A 12,804-nucleotide genomic window follows, 5' to 3' on the forward strand; every position below is an offset into this window, starting at 1 on the left:
AGCCCGCCCGGGTGGCCCGGGAGCGGCAGCGGGCAGCAGGCACTCAGACCTTCAGGTAGCGGGTGATGGCGATGCCCGCGGAGATCGCGGCGAGCAGCACGCCCACGGCGAGGAGCAGCGGGGCCACGATGAGCGCGTCGCCGAGGTCGACGAACGTGAACGACAGGCTCTCGGCGAGGTATCCCTGCACGAAGAACTGCACGATGGCCACGACGGCCGCAGCCGCGAGGAGCGACCCGAGCAATCCGGCGAACACGCCCTCGAGCACGAACGGCGTCTGGATGAACCGGTTGGATGCCCCGACGAGGCGCATGATGCCGAGCTCGCGTCGTCGAGAGAATGCCGACAGGCGGATCGTCGTCGCGATGAGCAGGGCCGCTGCGACGAGCATGATGGCGGCGATGGCGATGGCGGTGTAGCTCGCCGCGTTCAGCACGTCGAAGATCTGGTCGAGGTACCGGCGTTGGTCGACGACCTGTTCGACGCCGGCGAGCCCGGCGAGGCTCTCGACGAGCACCGCGGCCTGCGACGGATCGACCAGGTTGACCCAGAACGTCTCGTTCAGCACCTCGGGTGTGACGTACTCGGCGGCGGGCGTGCCCTCGAACTGCTCCTGGAAGTTCTCGTACGCCTGCTGGTGATCCTCGAAGTAGAACTCGTCGATGAACGGCTCCAGCGTGTCGGAGGAGAGCTGCGTCTCGACGGCGGCCTTCTGCTCCTCGGTCGCCTCGCCGTCGGTGCAGCCGGCCGCGGTCGACACGGTGGTGCAGAGGTAGACGGCGACCTGGGCGCGGTCGTACCAGTAGTTCTTCATCTGGGCGATCTGGAGCTGCATCAGCGCGGCGGTGCCGACGAACGTCAGCGAGATGAACGTCACCAGCACGACGGACACGACCATCGAGGCGTTGCGACGCAGCCCATTCGCCGCCTCGGCGAGCACCAGCCCGAGTCTCATTTCGTCGGACCCACTTCCTGGTCGTCGTCGCCCTCACGTGGCCCGCTCGGGGCTCGGAGTCCCAGTCGCTGTGCGAGGGTGAGGTGTTCGGATGCCGCACCCTCGTGCCGGCCCGCGGCCGTCGCGTCGTCCCCGCTGTGCCCTGCCGCCGCGCCGTCGGGCATGACGGGCACCGACGCGGTCGCTGCCGCGGTGATGGCGGCCGCGGCATCCGTCACCTCGTCGCGTTCCTCGGGCTCGACGTACAGCGGTTGCTTCTCCTCCATCAACTTCTTGCCGACCTTCGGCGCCGCCGCGGGCTTCTTGCGGGGCTTCGCCGGCGTGGTGCCGCCCGACTCGGGGCCGCGCTTCGCCGCTGCTGCCGTCGTCGACGCGGCCGCGACGGTCGCACCGGCGGGCGACGACGCGGCGTCGGCGATCACGGCCGCGACACCATCGGACGGGATCTCCTCGGCTGCGGGTTCGGCCTCGCCGGACACCCCCGCGACCGGCTCGGACATCTCACCCGGCTCGGGCTCGTCGACCCCGGCGTCGTCGAGCGCCGCGCCGTACCCCGACCCGCGCTCGTCACGCACCACCTCGCCGGCAGAGAGCTCGATCACGCGGCGCTGCATCTCGTCGACGATGCCCGCCTCGTGCGTGGCCATGACGACGGTCGTGCCACCGGCGTTGATGCGTTCGAGGAGGGTCATGATGCCGGCACTCGTGACGGGATCGAGGTTGCCGGTGGGCTCGTCGGCGAGCAGGATCTGCGGCTTGTTCACGATGGCCCGCGCGATGGCGACCCGCTGCTGTTCGCCGCCCGAGAGCTCATGCGGCATCCGCTTGCCCTTGCCGTCGAGGCCGACGAGCCGCAGGGTCTCGGGGACCGCTGACTGGATGAATCCGCGGGACTTGCCGATCACCCGCAGCGTGAACGCCACGTTCTCGTACGCGTTCTTGTTGGGCAGGAGGCGGAAGTCCTGGAAGACGACTCCGAGGTCGCGCCGGAAGTACGGCACCTTGCGGCTCGAGATGCGCCCGAGGTCCTGTCCGAGCACGTGGATCTTGCCCGTGCTCGGCTTCTCCTCCTTCAGGATCAGCCGGAGGAAGCTCGACTTGCCGGATCCGGAGGCGCCCACCAGGAACACGAACTCGCCGCGGAGGATCTCGACATCGATGTCGTGAAGGGCGGGCCGGGACTGACCGGGGTAGGTCTTGGTGACGGAGTCGAATCGGATCATTTCGGATCGAGCCTAAGCAGCCTGCCGCCGATCGTCGCCTGCGACTCGCCCAACTCTCAGGTTGGGCGAGCGCCCCTGGCTGGCGGGATCCCGCGACGCGGCGCGAAACACGTGCGCGAAGCGCGCGGCATCCGTAAGTTGGATCTCGGAGCGACCACGACCGGAGGAGGCGTGATGACCGTTCCCTTCATCGGTATCGTGGCCGATCGCAAGTCCGCGAGTTCGGGCGCCTGGGTCGACATCCCGACCGACGGGATTCCGCACGCGTATGTCGCGGCGATCGAGGAGGCGGGCGGGGCGCCGTTGCTGTTTCCCAGCATCGACGTGCACCTGGACGACCTCGCACGGCTGCTCGACCTCGTCGACGGACTGTTCCTTCCCGGCGGGCGCGACCTCGACGCCGCGCTCTACGGGAGCGAGGCGCACCCGTCGAACGACCCGCCGCTGCGGGTGCGTGATGAGCTCGAGATCGCCCTCACCCGGCTCGCACGCGACCGTGGGATGCCGGTGCTCGGCGCGTGTCGGGGAATGCAGGTCATCAACGTCGCCCTCGGGGGCACGCTCGAGCAACACCTCGGCGACCGGCTCGACCTCACCCCGCACCGCGACGTGTACGGCACACACACCTCCCACCCGGTCTCGATCGCCCCTGGCACGCTGCTCAGCGGCATCACGCACGAGCTCGAGTTCGACATCTCCTCGCATCACCACCAGGGCGTCGACCGGCTCGGCGAGGGCCTCATCGCGTCGGCGAACGCGCCCGACGGGGTCATCGAGGCGATCGAGGCGACGGATGGCGCGTTCTGCCTCGGGGTGCAGTGGCATCCCGAAGAACGCCTCGATCCCGAGGGCATCGCACTCATCCGGGCGTTCATCGCGGCCGCGCGTACGCGGTCGCGCGCGAAGTACGCGATGGTGTCGTAGGGCGGAACTGAGGCCAGCCCCAAGCCGGTCTCGGCGGTGCTGACCTCACCTAGTCGTGCTTCTGCTTGCGCCACTTGATGCCGGCGGCGATGAACCCGTCGAGGTCGCCGTCGAACACTTGACTCGGGTTGCCGACCTCGTACTCGGTGCGCAGGTCTTTCACCATCTGGTAGGGCGCGAGCACGTAGGAGCGCATCTGGTCGCCCCAGCTCGCGGTGATGTTGCCGGCGAGCTCCTTCTTCTGCGCGGCCTCCTGCTCCTTCTGCAGCAGAAGCAGGCGTGACTGCAGCACACGCATCGCAGCGGCTCGGTTCTGGATCTGCGACTTCTCGTTCTGCATCGAGACGACGATGCCGGTGGGCAGGTGCGTGATGCGCACGGCGGAGTCGGTCGTGTTGACCGACTGCCCACCGGGGCCCGACGAACGGAAGACGTCGACCCGGATGTCGCTCTCGGGGATGTCGACCTCCTGCGCCTCCTCCATGAGCGGGATGACCTCGACGGCCGCGAAGCTCGTCTGCCGCTTGCCCGCCGCACCGAACGGGCTCATGCGTACCAGGCGATGCGTGCCGGCCTCGACGCTCAGCGTTCCGAACGCGTACGGCGCGTCGATCTCGAAGGTGGCCGACTTGATGCCCGCCTCCTCGGCGTAGCTCGTGTCCATGACCGTGGCGCTGTGGCCGTGCTTCTCGGCCCAACGCAGGTACATGCGCATGAGCATCTCGGCGAAGTCGGCGGCGTCGACACCGCCCGCGCCTGCGCGGATCGTCACGACGGCCGGGCGGTCGTCCCACTCGCCGTCGAGGAGCGTCTGCACCTCGAGGTCGCCGATGGTCTTCTGCAGTGCAGCGAGCTCATTCCGTGCCTCGGCGGCGGTCTCCTCGTCGCCGGCCTCCTGGGCGAGCTCGACGAGCACCTCGAGGTCGTCGAGGCGGGCGTCGATGCTCTTGACCCGGGCGAGTTCGGACTGCCGGTGGCTCAGCGCACTGGTCACCTTCTGCGCGTTCTCGGGGTCGTCCCACAGGTCGGGGGCACCGGCAAGCTCTGAGAGCCGGGCGATCTCGGCCTCGAGGGCGTCGACGTCGACGACGGCACGGATGTCGCGGAAGGTGGAGCGCAGCGACGCGATGTCCTGCGAGAGATCAAGATCCAACATGGCCTCCCCAGCCTAGTCGCGCAGCATCCGCCGCAGGGCCGGTGAAGCACCCGGCGGCTGGCGCCCGGTGTCAGGGTGACCGCCACGTCGGTGTAGTTTCGACGTGATGACCGACGCGACGCCTGCATTCACCTGGCGTTCGATCATCCTCCCGGCGTACCTGCCGACGTTCCTCTTCTCACTCGGCGAAGGGGCCATGATCCCGGTCATCCCCATCGTCGCGACCGACCGGGGCGCGTCGCTCGCGATCGCGGGTCTCATCGCGGCAATGCTCATGGTCGGCCAGCTCATCGGCGACCTCCCTGCCGGGGCACTCGTCGCGCGCATCGGCGAGCGGAACGCGATGATCGGCGCGGCCATGCTCGCGGTCGTGGGCATCCTCATCGCCCTCGTGTCGGTGACCCTGCTCGCACTCGGCGTCGGCGTGCTCCTGCTCGGGCTCGCGACGGCGGTGTTCGGGCTCGCTCGCCACGCGTTCCTCACGAGCTACGTGCCGGTGCGCGTTCGCGCCCGCGCGCTGTCGACGCTCGGCGGAGTGTTCCGAGGCGGCTGGGCTCTCGGTCCGTTCGCCGCCGCGGCGCTGATCGCGTGGACGGGCTCGTCCGAGGTCGTGTTCTGGATGCTCGTCGCGTCGTGCTTCGCCGTCGTCGCCGTGCTGCTGCTGTTGCCCGACCCCGAACGGGTGTTCGGGGCCGCGCGGCTCGCACGAGCGGCATCCGTCAGCGATGGCGCGCGCACCGTCGGTGAGGCCGAGGCGGATGCCGCGTCGCACGGCGTGTTCCGGGCGATCGTGCGCCATCGCGCTGTGCTGCTGCGCGTCGGCAGCGGAGTCGGGGTGCTCGCCGCGATCCGCGCGAGCCGCACCGTGATCCTGCCGCTGTGGGCGGTGTCGATCGGGATGGCCCCCGAAGCGGCGGCGCTCGTCATCGGCCTGTCGGCGGCGATCGACTTCGCGCTGTTCTACGTGAGCGGTCAGGTCATGGACCGGTTCGGCCGACTCTGGGGCGCGATTCCGGGACTGGTCGGCCTCGGCGCCGGGCACCTGGTGCTCGCGTTCACGCACGACGTGCCCGGGAACGAGATCTGGTTCACGGCGGTCGCGGTGGTGTTCGGCCTGGCGAACGGCCTGACGAGCGGCGTCATCCTCACGCTCGGCGCCGACCTCGCACCGAAGGCGAATCCGGCGCCGTTCCTCGGCGCGTTCCGCACGATCGCCGATGCCGGCGGCGCGGCGGCGCCGCTCATCATCGCCGGACTGACCTCTGCCCTGTCCATCATGGTCGCTACGGGTGCGATGGGCGTGCTTGCGTTCGTCGGCGCCGGAATCCTGTGGCGCTACGTGCCCCGGTTCGTGCCGCCGCGGCCGCGGCGTCCGCGACGGCCCGGGCCTGCGTCTGCACCGCCGGCATGATTCCAGCGGCTCAGCCGAGCCGATCGAGGGCGGCTTCGGCGGCCTCGACGTCATCGCGGGCGCGATCGACGGCGACGGCCGCCTTCGCGCGTACCCGCTCGGCGTCACGCTCGTCGCGCTCGGCGGCGGCGATCTCGGTGCGAAGCTCCTTCAGGCGCGCCTCGAGGTCGTGGCGTTCGTCGCGAAGCTCGTCGGCGTTCCACTCGGCGGCGTGCAGCAGGTCCTCCGCCTCGGCGAGTGCACGATCGGCCGCCTCGGCACGGTCTCGTGCGTCGCGCAGGTCGGCCTCCGCCTGCTCGCGAGCAGCCCGCGCCGCGGCATCCCGCTCCTTCTCTGCGGCGCGCTCAGCCGCTTCGCGATCTTCGTCGCTCTCGCCCTTACGCGCAGCCGGCTTCTTCCCCGACGCCTTGCCGCGCGCGGCCGGTCGCCGCTTCGTGGGGCCCGCAACGGATGCCTCGCCCGCCACCGCCCCGTCGAGGTCGACCTCCTCGAACCCGACGGCCTGGAGGCTCCGAACGAGGCGGCCGGAACGCACCGCGGCCTCGGCGGCCTCGTCGACGGTACCGGCGATCAGGGTCTGCTCGACCTCGTCGAGCACGGCGCGCGAGGGCGAGCGGTCGGCGGCATCCGCCAGCTCGGTCGCGAGGGCGAGCAGCGCCGACACCAGCTTGCGGCGCTGCGAGCCGAGGGTCGTGAGCGCCCGGCCGTCGCCGTGCGCCTGCGCCTCCCGCAGTTCCGCGCCGAGGTCGAACAGCTCGTCGACCTGCGCGGCGTGCTCGCGCACGAGGCGGTTCACGATCCAGGCGGCCGGGGAGGGCTTCTTCAGCTGCGTGATGCGGTCGGACAGTTCGCGGTCGTCGTCCTTCGCCGCCTTGGCGCGGGCGTTGCGCGCCGCCGTGAACTCGTCGGGCACGAGGTCGTAGAGCTCGTCGGCCACAGCGGTGAGCGCGTCGGTCGCCATGGGTTCCATCATGGCGCGGCTCGTTCACCTCCTGAAGAGGAACGCTCCGAGCAGCACCGCCTGACTCAGGGCGACGAACGCGCCGATGACGATGGCGGTGAGCGACACCCACGATGGGCCGGTGCTCGGGTCCTGCTTCAGCTTGCGCCGCGCGAGCACGCCGAGCACGACCGCGGCAGCACCGAGCACGATGGCGCCGACAGCGGGGAGGAAGAACGCGCCGACGGCGAGGATCAGGCCGATGATCGCGAGCAGCGACGTGCGACGCGGCGACGCGCTGCCGAACCGGTCGGTGCTCACCGTCAACGCCCCGCGATCTTCTCGATCTGCATCACGAGGATGACCCGGTCGGCCTTGTCGGCGGGTGCCTGCTGCTCGGCGTTGCCGTACCGGCGCCCGAGATGCACGTAGAACGCGCCTTCGGGGTCGGGGATCACCTCGACGAGTCGGCCGCGCACCTCGACGTAGCGCAGCGGGTTCTCGGGATCGAGCGCCTCGAGCGTCATCCGCGGATCGTCCTGCAGGTTCTTGAACTTGCGGCGCTTGGACGTGTGGGTGAAGCGGATGGTGCCGGATGCCTCGTCGAACTCGAACCACATCGGATTCACCTGGATCGCGCCGTGGCGTCGCATGGTGGCGAGGTGGCCGAAGACGGGCGCGGAGAGGATTCGGCGGAAGTGGTCGGTGAGCTCGGAGGTCATGCCTCCAGTCAACCGCACGGCCGAGGTCGTCGCGGGCCGTGCGCCCGTCGCCGTTCCCGGGGTGGCCGCGCGACGTATGGTGAGCGCATGAGTTCGCCCGAACCGGATGCCGCACCACCGAGTGACGCGACGAATCCGCCCGCTCCCCCGCCCCCTCCCTCGCCGGCGCAGCGCGTCGACACCCGAGGACCTGGAGCGCGCTCGACAGGTGCTCACGACGGAGTACACGGTGCTGATGTCGGCGCTGAGCGCCGCCTGGTCGGCCTCGCTGACCCGAACCAGCCTGTTCCTCGGAGTGCTCTCGGCCGCCGGTGTGGCGTTCGGGTTCGCCTCGGTCGGCGGCCTCGACTCGACCACGGCACTCGTCGTGGCGTTCCTGGTGCTGTTGCTCGTGCTGTTCCTGGGGATCGCGACCTTCGTTCGGCTCGTTGAGGTGCAGCGGGAGTCGATGGTCTACGTGACCGGCATGAATCGGATCCGTCGGTTCATGCAGGAGGCGGCGCCCGCCGCCGGCCCGTATCTCGTGCTGCCCGTCAGCGACGACGAGACGGCGCTCTACCGCAGCATCGGGACCGGCATGCGAGGAAGACCGCCGAGGCTCCGGCTGCTGCACCTCACCGTGCAGACGCAGGGCATCGTCGGCGTGGTCACGGCGGTGGTGGCCGGCGGCTGCGGTGGGCTCGCCGGTGCGGCAGGCGGAGGCGTCGTGGCATGGTCGCTCGCCTCGCTCGCGTTCCTGGTGACGCTCGTGCTGCTCTACGTCTACTGGCACCGGTCGCTGGCCGACATTCGGGCCACCCTCGCTCCGCACTACCCGACGCCGGACGAACCGCACGGCCGGCCTTCGGCCGGGGTCAGTGGAACACCGACCGCGCCGTGACGGTGACCTCGATCGGCACCACGACTGGGAGCAGATCGGTGTGGATCGGCGCCTCCCAGGTCGTGCGCAGCGTGACGGTGGCACTTCGTCCGTCGTCGGATGCCGCGTCCACGAGTCGTACGTCGTCGAGCTCGGTGACCGCGGCCGCCAGGTAGGCCATGGCTGCGCCGCGTACCTCGCCGTCGTCGAGTGCGATGTCGAGCCGGTCGCCGTCGACGCGGACGGAATCGAGGCTCCACGCCTCGGCGGCGGCGAGTGCCGCGCCATCGGCGACGTTGAGCAGGCGCTTCCGTTCGAGGTAGAGCGTCGTCGCCGAGACCACGACCAAGACCAGTGAGAGTCCGAGGAAGCAGTAGAAGATGGTCAGCAGGAGCGTCGAACCGTCGTCGTCGGCGGCATGTCGTCGAGTCATCCGACTCACGGTGCGCTCCCCGCGAAGCGCGAGACGGTCTGGGTCGCCTTCGCCTCGACCGGCACGCTTCCGGCGGCGGTGAGCGCGAGGAAGTCGGGTACCAGGGGCAGCTGAACCTGCGCGCGCACGGTGACGACGATGCGGGTGCCCCGGGCGTGGCAGTCGGCACGGTCGCATTCGACGATCACGGATGCCGTGGTCTCGTCGATCCCGTAGTCGGCGAACGTCGTGCGCACCGCCCGGTCGATGGCGGCATCCGACGCCTCGTCATCGGCAGCAAGCACGGCGATCCGCGCAGCGTGCCGGGCCGCGCCCTCCACACCGAGCGCGCCCGCCTGGATCGCAGCGACCGCGAGCACGAGATAGACGAGGGGCACGAGCAGCACGATGCCGACGGTGAGGAACTCCAGCGACGCCGACCCACGTTCGGCCTCAGCGAGGGATGTCGCCGCGCTACGCCACGCGGCGCATGATCGATCAACCGACCGTCTCGACCACGGCATGGCCCGTGACCTCCAGTCCGCGTTCGACGCCGAGCAGTCCGATGACGGGAAGCGTCGCGCGCACGGTCACCTCGATGGTCGGGCGGCCGCCGACGGTCGAGACGCTCGAGCTCACATCTCGTGCGTACTCCGATGAGACGGCGGCGCCGATCAGATCGACGGTGCGCGCCACGCCGTCGGCGGCCGACGATCCTGCGAGGGCCGCGTGCCGAGCGCCCTCGGCCGCCGCATCGAGCAACGTGTTCCGCACGTGAAGGGCGAGGGCGAGTTGCACCACCGCGAGCGCGAGCACCGTGAGCAGGATGCCGACGAGCGTGAACTCCGCCACGGCGGAGCCGCGTTCGTCGCGAAGCCGGGCTACGACCGACCGCGCACCCGCCCCGATCGGAACGAGATTCAGAATCCCAGCACGCGGCTGATCGCCTGGTCGAACACGCCGCTCAACGCCGGGCCGGCCAGCCCCCAGATCAGGATCACCAACCCTGCCGTCATGAGCGTGATGAGCACCCAGCCCGGAACGTCGCCACGCTCGTCGCGCAGCCGCTGGCCGAATCGTGTTCGCACCCGAACTCCTCGCATCCCTTGCATTCCTCTCGTCGGAGCACCTCTCGGTGCATCGCCGTCGTCGTGCGGCCATCAGAATCCCGCCTGCAGCACCAGGTATCCGGGAAACAGCGCGAAGGCGACCGTGACCGGCAGGATCAGGAAGATCAACGGCACCAGCATGGCGATCTCTTTGCGCCCGGCGAGCTCGATGATCGTGCGCTTCGCTTCCTCGCGGGCGTCTCCGGCCTGAGCCCTGAGTACGGATGCGAGTGGTGCTCCACGCTCGAGCGCACCGAGCACCTGGTCGATTGCTCGAGAAAGGGCGGGATGGTCGAGTCCGTCGCGGAGCTCCACGAGGGCACGGCCGAACGGCACACCGGTGCCAACCGCAGCGACGACGCCTGCGAATTCCCGAGGAAGCACTCCGGAACCGGCGTTCGCCACCCGGCGGATCGCGTCGAGCATTCCCTCGCCGGCGGTGAGGCTCAGCGTGAGGAACTCCAGGACCGTCGGGAGCTCGGCCGAGATGCGAGCGAGCCGACGACGCGCGCGCCGTTGCAGGATCCAGTCGCACAGGGCGGCGCCGATCGCCGCCGCGATGAGCGGCATTGCGAAGCGCACCATGGTCGGAAGGGCGACGAACGTGGGCACGGTCAGTGCTGATGCCGCGGCGATCACCCCTGCGGCTGCCGCCCACGCGAGCTGCTCGCCGCGGAACCGTTCGACGGTCGACGACGATCCCGCCTGCCGAAGGCGCCTCGCGATCACCTCGTGTCCGCCGAGCCAGTCGAAGACCATCTTGCGAACCGCTCCCGCCAGTGGTGCCATGGCGAGGCCGAGCACCGGTGACGGGTCGGCCGGGCGGCGCGCGAGCATGGACCGGGCCTCGGCGGAGAGATCGGCGACGTACGGCGCGACGCGTTCCACCAGGCGGGGTCGCCCGATCCTGGGAACCGCGGCGAGAACCAACCACAGCCCCAGCCCGAGCGTGACGCCCAGGATGACCGCGACGGGAACAGTGGCGCTCAACGGAACCATCGGCGCTCCTCTGGCAGTCGGCCGAGGGTGATCATGGTGCGGTAGGCGACGACCGTCACGACGGCGCCGACCACGATGAGCACGGTGCCTGCCGCCGAGTCATAGGCCGCGAGCGTCTCGTGACGGGATGCGAGCACCAGGAGGAGGAGCCACGGGGCTGCGACGCCGAGACGCGCGGCATTGCGGATCCAGGACTGGCGGGCGACCACCTCCGCGCGGAGCGCTGCGTCTTCGCGAAGGTACCCCGCGAGACCGCGGAGTACCGCCGTCAGATCGCTGCCGCCGACCTCTCGCGCCATGCGGAGCGTCTCGAGGATGCGGTCGGCCACGGGGTCGGCGAGTTCCTCCTTCAATCGGTCGAGGCTGACCGAGAAGTTGCCGGTGCGTCGGTAGTCCGCGTCGAAAGCAGCGAACGCACCGCGTGTCGCGGCCGGGCCGAGTTCGGCCAACGCACCGACACTGTCTGGAAGCGCCATTCCGGAGCGGACCGACGCCACGAGGTGGTCGACGACGTCGGGCCAGACCGCACGATTCGCCGCACGGCGACGGGTCGAGCGGGCCTTCACGAGCACGGGAACGACCGCGCCACCGAGTACCGAACCGATGAGGGTCAGCGCGGCGATTCCGAGCGTCGCCTGTGCCAGCGCTCCGCCGAGGACGGCCAGCACCGCGCTCACGACGACGATGACGGGCACCGGTACGTTGCCGAGCCCGGCGAGGGCGAGCTCGTCGCGAACCCGTTGGAACAGGGGCGGCGAGGTGCGGACACCTCGTGTACCGGGCCAGAGCAGTGGGGAGACGACGAGCATCAGGCCGAGCCCGAAGGCGCCACCGAGGACGATGCTCATGCGGCCTCCGGTGCGAGGACGAGCTCGGGGTCGAGGCCGGCTGCTGCGTACTTCTCGAGGCGCGTCGGCCGCACGCCGGTCGGCTCGAGCGTGGCTGCGCGTCTCACGAAGATCACCTCGAGGTCGACCGCGCCATCCGTCGTCGAACCGGTGGTGGCGGCGATCTCGGCGACCCTGCGGGTGCCCGCGCGGTCGATCTCGAGATGCACGACGAGGTCGACGCAGCTCGCGACCGTCGGCACTACGAATGACGAGTCGATGTTGCGCCCGGCCAGGAGCGGGAGCGTGCACAGCTTCACCAGCGCGTCGCGGGCGGAGTTCGCGTGGATGGTGCACATGCCGGGAAGCCCCGAATTGAGCGCGATCAGCAGGTCGAGGCTCTCGGCCTCGCGCACCTCGCCGACGATCAGCCGGTCGGGCCGCATGCGGAGCGCCTCCTTGATGAGCCGCCGCAACGTGATCTCGCCGGTGCCCTCGAGGCTCGGCTGTCGGCATTGCATCGCCACGAGATCGCGCACGTCGAGGTCGAGTTCGAACGTCTCCTCGACGGTGACGACGCGATCCTCGTCGCGAGCCGCCGACATCAGGGCATTCAGCATCGTGGTCTTGCCCGTGTGGGTGGCCCCCGATACGAGGATGTTGGCGCCGGCGAGCACGGCCATGCGCAGGAACTCCGATGCCTGATGAGTGAGGGAACCGAGTTCGACGAGCTGTGGCAGCGCCCGGATGCGCCGCTGGAACTTGCGGATGTTCACCGCCCAGTGCGCGCGCGTGACATCGGGAATCACCACATGCAGGCGCGACCCGTCGGGCAGCGACGCGTCGACGAAGGGCGACGAGAGGTCGACGCGCCGACCCGAGTGCTGCAGCATCCGCTCGACGAGCTCACGCACCTCACGGTCGGAGAGTACGACGGTCGTGAGCTCGGGCACACCGTCTCGCGCCACGAAGACCCGGGTCGGCCCATTGATCCAGATCTCCTCGACATGCGGATCGTCGAAGAACGGCTGCAGCGGCCCGTACCCGGTGATGGCCGCGACCACGTCGCGCGCGGTGCTGTGCTCGTCTCGGAGTTGGGCATGGGCGCCGGCGAGCGCGCGCTCGCTGTACCGACGCACCTCCTCGTTCGCGTATCTCGCTGCGACGCCGCTGTCGCCCGAGAGGTCGATGCCCTCGCGCAGAACCCTCGTGCGCACGCGGTCGGCGATCGTGCGCACGGGGTCGGTCATGGGTCCATCCTGCGGTC

16 protein-coding genes are annotated in these 12,804 nt (G+C 70.2%); 3 read left to right on the forward strand and 13 right to left on the reverse strand.

The window, feature by feature from the left end:
• Positions 1-43 precede the first annotated feature (43 nt).
• Together ftsX and ftsE are read right to left on the reverse strand one after the other, a co-directional pair.
• Positions 44-955, reverse strand: coding sequence for a permease-like cell division protein FtsX (ftsX, locus tag HUS56_RS15920; protein ID WP_173924371.1), 912 nt, complete (start codon positions 953-955; stop codon positions 44-46).
• Positions 952-2,178 carry a cell division ATP-binding protein FtsE gene (gene ftsE, locus HUS56_RS15925; protein ID WP_173924372.1) on the reverse strand — a complete coding sequence of 409 codons (1,227 nt, stop codon included), beginning with the start codon at positions 2,176-2,178 and terminating at the stop codon, positions 952-954. Before ftsE ends, ftsX begins: the two co-directional genes overlap by 4 nt.
• A gap of 174 nt (positions 2,179-2,352) precedes the next feature.
• Between ftsE and HUS56_RS15930 the strand changes: the two genes are divergently transcribed.
• Positions 2,353-3,102: a gamma-glutamyl-gamma-aminobutyrate hydrolase family protein gene (locus HUS56_RS15930; RefSeq protein ID WP_173924373.1), complete on the forward strand. Its 750-nt coding sequence runs from the start codon at positions 2,353-2,355 to the stop codon at positions 3,100-3,102.
• 49 nt (positions 3,103-3,151) lie between these two features.
• On the opposite strand, the gene prfB is transcribed toward HUS56_RS15930, so the two are convergent.
• A complete protein-coding gene (gene prfB, locus HUS56_RS15935; RefSeq protein WP_173924374.1) occupies positions 3,152-4,258 on the reverse strand; it encodes a peptide chain release factor 2 in 1,107 nt (368 codons plus the stop codon).
• A gap of 106 nt (positions 4,259-4,364) precedes the next feature.
• Between prfB and HUS56_RS15940 the strand changes: the two genes are divergently transcribed.
• The gene (locus HUS56_RS15940) at positions 4,365-5,669 is read left to right on the forward strand and encodes an MFS transporter (protein ID WP_173924375.1); all 1,305 of its coding nucleotides are present in this window, start codon (positions 4,365-4,367) and stop codon (positions 5,667-5,669) included.
• Between the two features lie 10 nt (positions 5,670-5,679).
• Here HUS56_RS15940 and HUS56_RS15945 read toward each other — a convergent pair whose 3' ends face one another.
• Genes HUS56_RS15945 through HUS56_RS15955 form a run of 3 tightly spaced genes read right to left on the reverse strand, consistent with a single transcriptional unit; the run spans position 5,680 to position 7,331 of the window.
• Positions 5,680-6,642 (reverse strand): hypothetical protein, encoded by a 963-nt coding sequence (locus tag HUS56_RS15945; RefSeq protein ID WP_173924376.1) that lies wholly within the window; start codon positions 6,640-6,642, stop codon positions 5,680-5,682.
• Between the two features lie 12 nt (positions 6,643-6,654).
• Positions 6,655-6,930 (reverse strand): hypothetical protein, encoded by a 276-nt coding sequence (locus HUS56_RS15950; RefSeq protein WP_173924377.1) that lies wholly within the window; start codon positions 6,928-6,930, stop codon positions 6,655-6,657.
• Positions 6,931-6,932: 2 nt separating this feature from the next.
• Positions 6,933-7,331, reverse strand: coding sequence for a PPOX class F420-dependent oxidoreductase (locus HUS56_RS15955; protein ID WP_173924378.1), 399 nt, complete (start codon positions 7,329-7,331; stop codon positions 6,933-6,935).
• A gap of 121 nt (positions 7,332-7,452) precedes the next feature.
• Between HUS56_RS15955 and HUS56_RS15960 the strand changes: the two genes are divergently transcribed.
• Positions 7,453-8,211: a hypothetical protein gene (locus HUS56_RS15960; protein WP_217424036.1), complete on the forward strand. Its 759-nt coding sequence runs from the start codon at positions 7,453-7,455 to the stop codon at positions 8,209-8,211.
• On the opposite strand, the gene HUS56_RS15965 is transcribed toward HUS56_RS15960, so the two are convergent.
• The 7 genes from HUS56_RS15965 to HUS56_RS15995 all read right to left on the reverse strand — a co-directional run bounded on the left by HUS56_RS15965 (position 8,186) and on the right by HUS56_RS15995 (position 12,787).
• Positions 8,186-8,623, reverse strand: coding sequence for a pilus assembly protein TadG-related protein (locus HUS56_RS15965; protein ID WP_173924380.1), 438 nt, complete (start codon positions 8,621-8,623; stop codon positions 8,186-8,188). The two genes, HUS56_RS15960 and HUS56_RS15965, sit on opposite strands and share 26 nt — an antisense overlap.
• 5 nt (positions 8,624-8,628) lie before the next feature.
• Entirely contained in the window at positions 8,629-9,126 is a 498-nt protein-coding gene (locus tag HUS56_RS15970; RefSeq protein WP_173924381.1) for a TadE family protein, read from the reverse strand.
• Entirely contained in the window at positions 9,101-9,454 is a 354-nt protein-coding gene (locus HUS56_RS15975; protein WP_254431491.1) for a TadE/TadG family type IV pilus assembly protein, read from the reverse strand. Before HUS56_RS15975 ends, HUS56_RS15970 begins: the two co-directional genes overlap by 26 nt.
• 68 nt (positions 9,455-9,522) lie before the next feature.
• The gene (locus HUS56_RS15980) at positions 9,523-9,705 is read right to left on the reverse strand and encodes a hypothetical protein (protein WP_217424037.1); all 183 of its coding nucleotides are present in this window, start codon (positions 9,703-9,705) and stop codon (positions 9,523-9,525) included.
• Positions 9,706-9,762: 57 nt separating this feature from the next.
• Positions 9,763-10,710 carry a type II secretion system F family protein gene (locus HUS56_RS15985; RefSeq protein WP_173924383.1) on the reverse strand — a complete coding sequence of 316 codons (948 nt, stop codon included), beginning with the start codon at positions 10,708-10,710 and terminating at the stop codon, positions 9,763-9,765.
• On the reverse strand, positions 10,698-11,558 hold the full coding sequence (locus HUS56_RS15990; protein ID WP_173924384.1) for a type II secretion system F family protein: 861 nt from the start codon (positions 11,556-11,558) through the stop codon (positions 10,698-10,700). Before HUS56_RS15990 ends, HUS56_RS15985 begins: the two co-directional genes overlap by 13 nt.
• Complete coding sequence (locus tag HUS56_RS15995; RefSeq protein ID WP_173924385.1) at positions 11,555-12,787, reverse strand: CpaF family protein; 1,233 nt, start codon at positions 12,785-12,787, stop codon at positions 11,555-11,557. Before HUS56_RS15995 ends, HUS56_RS15990 begins: the two co-directional genes overlap by 4 nt.
• Positions 12,788-12,804 lie beyond the last annotated feature (17 nt).

Source organism: Agromyces sp. Marseille-P2726 (genome assembly GCF_902809835.1).
Classification (GTDB): domain Bacteria; phylum Actinomycetota; class Actinomycetes; order Actinomycetales; family Microbacteriaceae; genus Agromyces.